This is a genomic window from Halomonas sp. MCCC 1A11062 (genome assembly GCF_021404355.1).
Classification (GTDB): Bacteria; Pseudomonadota; Gammaproteobacteria; order Pseudomonadales; family Halomonadaceae; genus Halomonas; species Halomonas aerodenitrificans.
Map to the genome: position 1 here is coordinate 530,688 of NZ_JABFTW010000001.1, position 9,766 is coordinate 540,453.

Below are 9,766 nucleotides of genomic sequence, written 5' to 3' on the forward strand. Positions count from 1 at the left end.
CTCTCCTTGAAGTGGCGGGCCTGTCTTGAAATGGCGGGCCCGCGGTACGACCTCAGCGGCGATCCTGGCGTTCGACGCGAAAGATCGCGATCTCGCCGAACAGGTTGGGCCGCAGCCGGGTGGCCCAATGGCCCTCGTGATCGCCGATGCCCACGGCACGGTCGGTGATGCGTAGCCCCTTCTCGCGACACAGGTGCTCGAAGTCGTTGAAGGTCGAGAGATGGATGTTGGGCGTATCGTACCAGGCATGGGGCAGCGACTTGGAGACCGGCATGTAGCCGCGGATCCCCAGGTGCACCCGATGGCGCCAGTAGGCGAAGTTGGGGAAGGTGATGATGCACTCGTTGGCCACCCGCAGCATCTCGTCGAGCATGCGGTCGGGGCGGCGCAGGGCCTGCAGGGCCTGGGTCATGACCACCAGGTCGTAGGTGTCGTCCTCGAAGTGCACCAGCCCCTCATCGAGGTTCTGCTCGATGACGTTGACGCCCTTGGCGATACAGGCCGTGATGCCGGCCGGGTCGATCTCCAGGCCGTAGCCGGTGACCCCCTTGTCCCGCGCCAGGGCTTCGAGCAGGGTGCCGTCGCCGCAGGCCAGGTCGAGAATGTGGGCGCCTTCGGGCACCCAGCGATGGATCAGCTCCAGGTCGGCGCGCATCATGCGGTCTCCTCCAGGCCCAGCTCGCGGGCGGCGCGAGACATGAAGGCGGCGAACACCGCCTGGTAGCGCGGCTCCGGCAGCAGGAAGGCATCGTGGCCGTGGGGCGAGTCTATGTTGATATAGCTTACCTGCTTCCCGGCGCGGATCAGGGCGTTGGCCAGCTCGCGTGAGCGCGATGGCGGGAAGCGCCAGTCGCTGGTGAAGCTCACCACCAGGAACGGGCACTGGCCGGGAGCGACGGCCTCGGCCAGCACGCCGCCGTGCTCCGCCGCCGGGTCGAAGTAGTCCAGCGCCTTGGTCATCAGCAGATAGGTGTTGGCGTCGAAGGCGGTGGAGAAGGTGTCGCCCTGGTAGCGCAGGTAGGATTCGACCTGAAACTCCACGTCGTAGCCGAAGTTGAGGTCCTCGCTGCGCAGGTCGCGGCCGAACTTGCTGCCCATGGCGTCTTCCGAGAGATAGGTGATGTGCCCCACCATGCGCGCCAGCTTGAGGCCGCGCCGGGGGGCGGTACCGTGCTCGGCGTACCAGCCGTCGTGGAAGTCCGGGTCGGAGCGGATCGCCTGTCGCGCCACCTCGTTGAAGGCGATGTTCTGTGCCGAGAGCTTGGGCGTGGCGGCGATGATCACCGCGTTGGCGACCCGCTCGGGATAGAGGCGGGTCCATTGCAGTACCTGCATGCCGCCGAGACTGCCGCCGATGGCGGCGGCAAAGCGCTCGATGCCCAGGCGATCGGCCAACCGCGCCTGGCTGTGCACCCAGTCGCTCACCGTGACCATGGGAAAGTCGGGCCCCCACTGGCGGCCGGTGGCGGGGTTGGTGCTGATCGGCCCCGTGCTGCCGTGACAGCCGCCCAGGTTGTTCAGCGACACCACGAAGAAGCGGTTGGTGTCGATCGACTTGCCCGGGCCGATATGGGCGTCCCACCAGCCGGGCTTGCGCTCGTCGGCGTCATGGTAGCCGGCGGCATGGTGGTGTCCCGACAGGGCATGGCAGATCAGTACCGCATTGGAACGCTCGGCGTTGAGCGTGCCATAGGTCTCGTAGACGAGATCGTAAGCGGGCAGGGTTCTGCCGCAGGCCAGGGCCAGGGGGTCGTCGAAGTGCGCCGTCTGCGGCGTCACCAGGCCGACCGAGTCATCGGGAAGCTCGGGCATCTTGTCGTTCTATGTCCAGTCGTTGAGGGTCCAGTCGTTGAGGTCCGTCACGGCGACAGTGTGGATCACAGCCCCACCAGAGCGCCGGCGATACCGGCGGCACGGGTCAGCGCGCCCACCACGATACCATCGACGATGCTGATGGCGATGAAGACCACGATCGGCGACAGGTCGATCATGCCCAGCGGCGGAATGACCTTGCGCACCGGTGCCATGATCGGCTCCACCAACTGCATCACCAGCAGCGCCCCGGGATGGCTGGCGTTGGGCGCGACCCAGCTCAGGATGATCATCACGATCAGGGCGAAGAAGTAGATCTTGAGAATGGCGTTGGCGATGGCCGCAATGGCGCCGATCGCGATCTGGGTGATCGGCGGCATGCCGATGCCGGCGATCTGCAGGATCGCCACGATGCTGACCGCCTTGAGCACGAAGGCCGCGGCCAGGGTGGCCATGTCGAAGCGTCCCATCACCGGGCCGAGGAAGCCCTGGAAGGGGCGCACCACCGGCTGGGTGATCTTCACCACCGACTGGCTGATGGGGTTGTAGTAGTCGGCCTGGGATGCCTGCAGCAGAAAGCGCAGCATCATCAGGAACAGGTAGATGTTGATCAGGGTGTTGACCAGCAGCAGGCCGGCATTTCCCATTTGGCCCATGTGGGCTCCTCCATGTCGTCGAGATGGCCGCTCCGTCAGCGGGAGCGGCCTGAAAGACTATCGTTGGCCGAGAAGGCTATCGCTGGCCGAGCTCTTCGGCCATCTCCCGCGCGCGGGCGGCGCAGGCATCCATGGCGTCGGCCACGATGCCGCGCAGGCCGGCCTGCTCCATGTGCTCCACGGCACGCTCGGTGGTGCCACCGGGAGACATCACGTTGCGCTTGAGGCGGTCCGGGGTGAGCTCGCTCTGCTGTGCCATGCGCGCCGCGCCGAGCGCCGTCTGGATCGCCAGTCGCCGCGCCGTCTCGGCCGGCAGACCGAGCTTGACCCCGGCCTCTTCCATGGCTTCGAACATCAGGAAGAAGTAGGCCGGGCCGCTACCGGAAACGGCGGTCACGGCATCCAGCAGGGACTCTTCCGCCACCCACTCGACCAGACCCACGGCCTCGAGCAGCTCGGTGGCCTGGGCGCGCTGCTCGTCGCTCACTTCGGCAGTGGCATACAGGCCGGCGGCACCGGCGCCGACCAGCGACGGCGTGTTGGGCATGCAGCGCACCAGTGGCAGGCCGCCACCCATCCAGGCCTGCAGCGACTCGGCGGTGAGTCCCGCCGCCACCGAGATGATCAGCGGGCGCTGGCGCTGCAGGGTGTCGCGCAGCCCTTCGCAGACCTCGCGCATGACCTGAGGCTTCACCGCCAGCACCACGATGTCGGCGTCACGCACCGCGGCCTGGTTGTCGGTATTGGTGCGAATGCCGTAGCGCTCGTGCACCGGCGCCAGGAAGGCATCGCTGGGCGAGGTGGCGGTGATGGCGGTGGCCGGATGGCCATTGTCGATCATGCCGCCGATGATGGCGCTGGCCATGTTGCCTGCGCCGATGAAGGTGACTCTGCTGGCCATTGCGATTCGTCCTTCTTCTGTTATCCAGCGACCGGCCACGTGCCGGTGCGAGTGCGTCTAGCGACGCGATGTGTTCCGTGCGCCGAAAATGGCCGTGCCCAGTCGTACCAGGGTGGCGCCCTCGAGAATGGCGGCTTCCAAGTCGTCGCTCATGCCCATCGACAGGGTGTCCAGCGGGGCCTCGGGGAAGCGCTGCTGCAGCGCTTCCAGGGCCTGGCGCAGGCGTGCCAGCGGAGCTCGCTGCTCGGCCACGGTTGCCGCCGGCGCCGGAATGGCCATCAGCCCGCGCAGACGCAAGCGTGGCAGTGAAACCACCGCTTGCGCCAGGCTTTCCAGTTCGTCAAAAGCCACGCCCGACTTGCTGGCCTCGTCGCTGACGTTGACCTGCAGGCAGACCTCGAGCGGGCCCAGTGCCTCGGGGCGCTGGTCGTTCAGGCGTCGGGCGATCTTCACGCGGTCGACGCTATGCACCCAGTCGAAGTGCTCGGCCACGGCGCGTGTCTTGTTGGCCTGCAGCGGGCCGATGAAGTGCCACACGATGCCCTTCAGGTCGGCCAGTTCGGTCTGCTTCTCCAGCGCTTCCTGGACGTAGTTCTCGCCGAATTCCCGCTGGCCGAGCTGCCACGCCTCGCGAATCATGCCGGCCGGCTTGGTCTTGCTCACGGCCAGCAGCCGGGCCGCATCGGGCGTGCGTCCGGCCGCCGACAAGGCGGTGGCCAAACGTCGGCGAGCGCTGGCCAGCGACTCGGAAAGCATGGTATCCGTCATCTCAGCCACATGAAGTCCTTCATGTCCGCAAGGTCTGTCATACTCGCTGGAACCTTAATCGGGAGCAGGGGAATCGCATGGATATTACCGAACTGCTGGCGTTCTCGGCAAAACAGAACGCCTCCGATCTGCACCTGTCGGCCGGCCTGCCGCCGATGATTCGCGTTGACGGCGACATTCGCCGTCTCAATGTGCCGGCCATGGAGGACAAGGAAGTCCGCAAGCTGATCTACGACATCATGGGCGACCGCCAGCGCCGTGACTACGAGGAGTTCTTCGAGACCGACTTCTCCTTCGAGGTTCCGGGTGTGGCGCGCTTTCGTGTCAACGCCTTCAACCAGGCGCGTGGCGCCGGCGCGGTATTCCGTACCATCCCCAGCGAAGTGCTGACCATGGAGGATCTGGGGCTGGGTGAGGTCTTCCGCCGCCTTGCTCTGCTGCCCCGCGGGCTGGTGCTGGTCACCGGGCCTACCGGCTCGGGCAAGAGCACCACCCTGGCCGCCATGATCGACTATATCAACGATCACCGTTACGACCATATCCTCACCATCGAGGACCCGGTGGAATTCGTGCATCGCAGCAAGCGCTGTCTGATCAACCAGCGCGAGGTGCATCGTGACACCCACGGCTTCGCCCAGGCGCTGCGCAGCGCCCTGCGCGAGGACCCCGACGTGATCCTGGTGGGCGAGATGCGCGACCTCGAGACCATCCGCCTGGCGCTCACCGCCGCCGAGACGGGCCATCTGGTGTTCGGCACCCTGCACACCACCTCGGCGGCCAAGACCATCGACCGGATCATCGACGTCTTCCCCGGCGAAGAGAAAGCCATGGTGCGCTCGATGCTGTCGGAGTCGCTGCAGGCGGTCATCTCCCAGACGTTGCTCAAGCGGCGCAGCGGCGGGCGTGTGGCGGCCCACGAGATCCTCATCGCCAACGCGGCGGTACGCAACCTGATCCGCGAGGACAAGGTGGCGCAGATCTACTCGGCCATCCAGACCGGCGGCAACATCGGCATGCAGACACTCGACGCCGCGCTGGCCAAGCTGGTGGCTGAGAACGTGGTCAATCGCGATGAAGCCCAGGCCCGGGCCAAGAGCGCACTGACCAGTTGAGTGTTCGATGATGACGACAAGGGGGTGGGGAGATGAAAGCACAGGAATGGCTTGAGCAGCTGCTCGACATCATGGCCCGGCAGGAGGCCTCGGATCTGCTGATCTCGGTTCAGGCGCCACCCACCATCAAGACCGCCGGCAAGCTCACCGCGCTGGGCGATCAGCGGCTCTCGGTGGAGCAGGTGCGCGAGCTGGTCAACGTGGCCGTGCCCGAAGGACTCAAGGAGCGCTTCGCGCAGGAGCGTGAGGCCAATTTCGCCCTGAGTCTCAGCGGTCGCGGTCGCTTCCGGGTCAGCGCCTTCCAGCAGCGCAATCAGCTGGCGATGGTCATCCGGCGCATCGCCTATGAGATTCCCCATCTCGAAGAACTATCGCTGCCGCCTCAGTTGGGCGAGCTGGCCAATCTCAAGCGCGGGCTGGTGTTCGTGGTCGGCGGTACCGGCACCGGCAAGTCGACCACTCTGGCGTCGATGATCCAGCAGCGTAACGAGACCGTAGGCGGCCACATCATCAGCGTCGAGGACCCCATCGAATACGTGCATCCGCACAAGAAGGCGATCATCAATCAGCGTGAAGTGGGCATCGACACCGAGTCGTTCGAAGTGGCGCTGAAGAACACCCTGCGCCAGGCGCCGGACGTGGTGCTGATCGGCGAGGTGCGCACCCGCGAGACCATGGAGCACGCCCTGACCTTCGCCGAGACCGGCCACCTGTGCCTGGCCACGCTGCACGCCAACAACGCCAACCAGGCGCTGGATCGCATCATTCACTTCTTCCCCCACGAGCGCCACGAGCAGATCTGGCTCGACCTGTCGCTCAACCTGCACGCCATCGTCGCCCAGCAGTTGCTGCCCACCCGCGACGGCGGTCGCTGTCCGGCCATCGAGATCCTGCAGCGCACGCCCCTCATCGCCGATCTCATCCGCAAGGGCGACGTGGGCGAGATCAAGAACGTCATGGGCCGCTCCCGCGATCAGGGAATGCAGACCTTCGACCAGGCCCTGTACGACCTCTACAAGGCGGGCAGGATCAGCGAGGAAGTGGCCATGGTGCACGCCGACTCGGCCAACGAGCTGCGCATGATGATCAAGTATGGCGACGAGAAGAGCGACGTGCTGGCCAAGGCGCAGGCTTCCGCGCAGCGGCTGTCACTGCGCGATGACGACGATTTTTAGCCGCCAATAGTTTAGGGCGCGTAGACGCCGCCGAGAACGCGCGGGCCGGCAGCGCCGGTGACGCTGGGCAGGTTGCCGGGCAGCCCTTCCAGGCGGCGCCAGGCGAGCCAGGCGAAGGCGCCGGCTTCCAGCCAGTCGGCCGGCCATCCCCAGTCGCTGCTGGGTACCAGGGCGGTTTCCGGCAGGTGGCGGGCCAGACGGCCGAGCAGATCGCTATTGTGGGCGCCACCGCCGCAGGGGATCAGCGCCGAGGCCGGCGGAGCGCCGGCCAGCTCGCGTGCCATCTCGATGCCCAGAGCCACACTGGTGGCGGTCAGCTCCGCCAGGGTTGCCTGCACGTCAGCAGGACTCTCCTTTCCCGTGAGATGGCCTTCGAGCCAGTCGAGGTGGAACACCTCGCGCCCGGTGCTGCGCGGCGGTGGGCGATGAAAGAAGGGCTCGGCAAGCAGGCGCTCCAGCAGGGTGTCATCCACCTGGCCCGAAGCAGCCCAGGCGCCGTCGGGATCGTAGCGGCCGCCACGATGGCGGGCGTGCCAGGCATCCAGCAGCGCGTTGGCCGGGCCGGTATCGAAGCCGATCACCTCGGTCTCGCTCTCCGCGGGGGGCAGCAGGGTCAGGTTGGCGAAGCCGCCCAGGTTGAGCACCAGCTGCCACTGCCCCGCACGCCGAAACAGCGCCTCGTGGAAGGCCGGCGCGAGCGGAGCGGCCTGACCGCCGGCGGCCAGGTCGCGGCGGCGGAAGTCCGCCACCACCGTGCAGCCGGTCAGTTCGGCCAGCAGGCTAGGATTGTCGAGTTGCAGCGTATAGGCCGGCCCCTCGGCGTGGCCCCAGGGGGCGTGCTCGATGGTTTGGCCGTGGGTGCCGATGGCGGCAATCTCGCCGATGGCGATGCCCTTACCTTCGGATAGATAGCCTTCGAGCAGATGCTGGGCCGCGACGGCCTGAAGCCGGCAGAAGGCATCCTCGGCGCTGGCCAGCTCGGCAAAGGCGACCCGTTCGGCCTGGCAGAGCTCGAGCAGCTGCTCGCGCAGCGCTTCGGGCATCGGTTCGGCGTGGGTGGCAAGCAGGCTCGCGCTCCCCGTGGAATCGATCTCGACCAGGGCGGCATCGATGCCGTCCAGGCTGGTGCCGGACATCAGACCAACGAATAGTGGCATCTCTATTTCTCCCTAAGGCTGGGGGGACCGCGAGGCATCAAGTCATGCTACCATCGTGCCCCATTCGATGGACCCAGCCCGTACGGGCGATCAACGTATTTGGAGTGGGAGAGATGAGCGAGGTCGCAAGCGCACTGGCGCTGCTGAAACGAGGCACCCAGGAGATCCTGCTGGAGGACGAGCTGATCAAGAAGCTCGAGTCCGGCCGCAAGCTGCGCATCAAGGCGGGCTTCGATCCCACGGCTCCCGACCTGCACCTCGGCCACAGCGTGCTGCTGACCAAGATGCGCCAGTTCCAGGATCTGGGCCACCAGATCATCTTCCTGATCGGCGACTTCACCGGGCGCATCGGCGACCCCACTGGCAAGAACGTCACTCGTAAGCCGCTCACCGAAGAAGAGGTCCGTGCCAACGCCCAGACCTATAAGGAGCAGGTGTTCAAGATTCTCGATCCCGACAAGACCGAGGTGCGCTTCAACTCCGAGTGGTTCGGTGAGCTCACCGCGGCCAAGATGATCGAGCTGGCCGCCCAGAGCACCGTGGCGCGCATGCTCGAACGTGACGACTTCGACAAGCGCTACAAGTCGGGTCAGCCGATCTCCATTCATGAGTTTCTCTACCCGCTGGTGCAGGGCTACGACTCCGTGGCGCTCGAAGCCGACGTCGAGATGGGCGGCACCGACCAGAAGTTCAACCTGCTGATGGGGCGCGAGATCCAGAAGCACTTCGGCATGGAGCCGCAGGTGGTCATCACCATGCCGCTGCTCGAAGGTCTCGACGGCGTGCAGAAGATGTCGAAGTCGCTGGGCAACTACGTCGGCGTCGACGAGGCGCCGGGCTCGATGTTCAACAAGCTCGTCTCCATGCCCGACAGCCTGATGTGGCGCTACTTCGAACTGCTCTCGCTGAAATCCAACGAAGAGATCGAAGCGCTCAAGCGCGACGTCGAGGCCGGTGCCAACCCGCGCGACATCAAGATGATCCTCGCCCGCGAGCTGATCGGCCGCTACCACGGCGAAGAGGCCGCGGCCAATGCCCACAAGTCGGCCGGCAACCGCCTGGCCGAAGGCGAGCTGCCCGAAGACCTGCCCGAGGTAGAGGTCGACTTCGAGGGCAGCGCCCAGGCGCCCATCGCCGCGGTGCTCAACCGGGCGGGGCTGGCCAACAACAGCGCCCAGGCCAAGGACATGCTGGGCAACGGTCGGGTCAAGGTCGACGGCGAAGTAGCGGCCAAGGATGCCATGCTCGACACCGGCAAGAGCTACGTGATTCAGGCCGGCAAGAAGCGCTATGCCCGGGTCACGCTACGCTGAGTCATTCCACCGGCTCTCAGGCCAACTGATGACAAGTCAGTTGCTCTACCGACGCCCGCCCCGTGCGGGCGTCGTCGTCTTCACTCCTGGGGCAAAACCATCCACAGCCCCTCGCCTGCGAGCGGCTGTGGATAGCTGACTCGCCCGCGTCTCGTCACCGCTTAGCCATCATCCTGAAATATTTTTACAGCCGGCCCTTGCGGGGCTCGGGGGAAAGCCGTAAAGTACGCATCCGCTGCCGGTGACGAGCAACGTTGCAGGCGGTGGGAAGAGTGGTAAGTGGTTGTCGTTATTTGAGTTTTCCGATTCGCTTCGCAAAATTCGCACTTGACGCCCGCGGCGGGTTCGGTAGAATGCGCCCCACTCGAAAGCAAGTCCGGAAGCGGGCTTGCGGTCGCCGGCTCAGGCCGGTCTTCGATGTCAGGGTCACCTCGGAGAGAGTTGACAAACTCCGGCGCTTCAGTAGAATACGCCTTCCTCGCAGGGCGCTGGCGAGGCCCCTCGGTCATAGGATCGACGGCCCCGACAGCAAGCGAGACGCTCCGCTCTTCAGGCTGAGGCTTGAAGAGGAAAGGAGCCGCTCTTTAACAATCGATCAGGTAATTCATGTGGGCGCTTGTCGATGAGGTGGTGAGAAGTCACACCATTTCAAGGCAAGCGACTCGTCGAGACCTTCGGGTCTTTTGAGAAGCTTTGACCTTGAGCCAAGTTTGGTCCGCTTCCTTCGCAAGAGGGGTAAGGACTATATGATCTTAAACTGAAGAGTTTGATCATGGCTCAGATTGAACGCTGGCGGCAGGCCTAACACATGCAAGTCGAGCGGCAGCACGGGAAGCTTGCTTCCTGGTGGCGAGCGGCGGACGGGTGAGTAA

At 65.5% G+C, this 9,766-nt stretch carries 9 protein-coding genes and 1 rRNA gene; 4 read left to right on the forward strand and 6 right to left on the reverse strand.

The annotated features are described in order from the left end of the window. Nucleotides 1-52 precede the first annotated feature (52 nt). From metW to HOP58_RS02500, 5 genes are all read right to left on the reverse strand, one after another. Nucleotides 53-655 carry a methionine biosynthesis protein MetW gene (metW, locus tag HOP58_RS02480; RefSeq protein WP_234259444.1) on the reverse strand — a complete coding sequence of 201 codons (603 nt, stop codon included), beginning with the start codon at nt 653-655 and terminating at the stop codon, nt 53-55. Beyond that, nucleotides 655-1,812, reverse strand: a complete 1,158-nt coding sequence (locus tag HOP58_RS02485) for a homoserine O-acetyltransferase (protein ID WP_234259429.1) — start codon at nt 1,810-1,812, stop codon at nt 655-657. Before HOP58_RS02485 ends, metW begins: the two co-directional genes overlap by 1 nt. A gap of 65 nt (nt 1,813-1,877) precedes the next feature. Then, on the reverse strand, nt 1,878-2,468 hold the full coding sequence (locus HOP58_RS02490) for a YggT family protein (RefSeq protein ID WP_234259430.1): 591 nt from the start codon (nt 2,466-2,468) through the stop codon (nt 1,878-1,880). A gap of 76 nt (nt 2,469-2,544) precedes the next feature. Then, nucleotides 2,545-3,369 carry a pyrroline-5-carboxylate reductase gene (gene proC / locus HOP58_RS02495; protein ID WP_234259431.1) on the reverse strand — a complete coding sequence of 275 codons (825 nt, stop codon included), beginning with the start codon at nt 3,367-3,369 and terminating at the stop codon, nt 2,545-2,547. Between the two features lie 57 nt (nt 3,370-3,426). Continuing rightward, complete coding sequence (locus HOP58_RS02500) at nt 3,427-4,137, reverse strand: YggS family pyridoxal phosphate-dependent enzyme (protein WP_234259432.1); 711 nt, start codon at nt 4,135-4,137, stop codon at nt 3,427-3,429. 77 nt (nt 4,138-4,214) lie between these two features. On the opposite strand from HOP58_RS02500, the gene HOP58_RS02505 reads away from it, so the two are divergent. Then, nucleotides 4,215-5,249, forward strand: a complete 1,035-nt coding sequence (locus HOP58_RS02505; protein ID WP_234259433.1) for a type IV pilus twitching motility protein PilT — start codon at nt 4,215-4,217, stop codon at nt 5,247-5,249. A 32-nt stretch (nt 5,250-5,281) separates the two neighbouring features. Then, a complete protein-coding gene (locus HOP58_RS02510) occupies nt 5,282-6,424 on the forward strand; it encodes a PilT/PilU family type 4a pilus ATPase (RefSeq protein ID WP_234259434.1) in 1,143 nt (380 codons plus the stop codon). An 11-nt stretch (nt 6,425-6,435) separates the two neighbouring features. Here HOP58_RS02510 and HOP58_RS02515 read toward each other — a convergent pair whose 3' ends face one another. Then, entirely contained in the window at nt 6,436-7,581 is a 1,146-nt protein-coding gene (locus HOP58_RS02515; protein WP_234259435.1) for an anhydro-N-acetylmuramic acid kinase, read from the reverse strand. Between the two features lie 113 nt (nt 7,582-7,694). On the opposite strand from HOP58_RS02515, the gene tyrS reads away from it, so the two are divergent. Continuing rightward, nucleotides 7,695-8,894, forward strand: coding sequence for a tyrosine--tRNA ligase (gene tyrS / locus HOP58_RS02520; RefSeq protein ID WP_010625669.1), 1,200 nt, complete (start codon nt 7,695-7,697; stop codon nt 8,892-8,894). Nucleotides 8,895-9,648: 754 nt separating this feature from the next. Then, nucleotides 9,649-9,766, forward strand: a 16S ribosomal RNA gene (locus HOP58_RS02525); the annotation flags it as partial.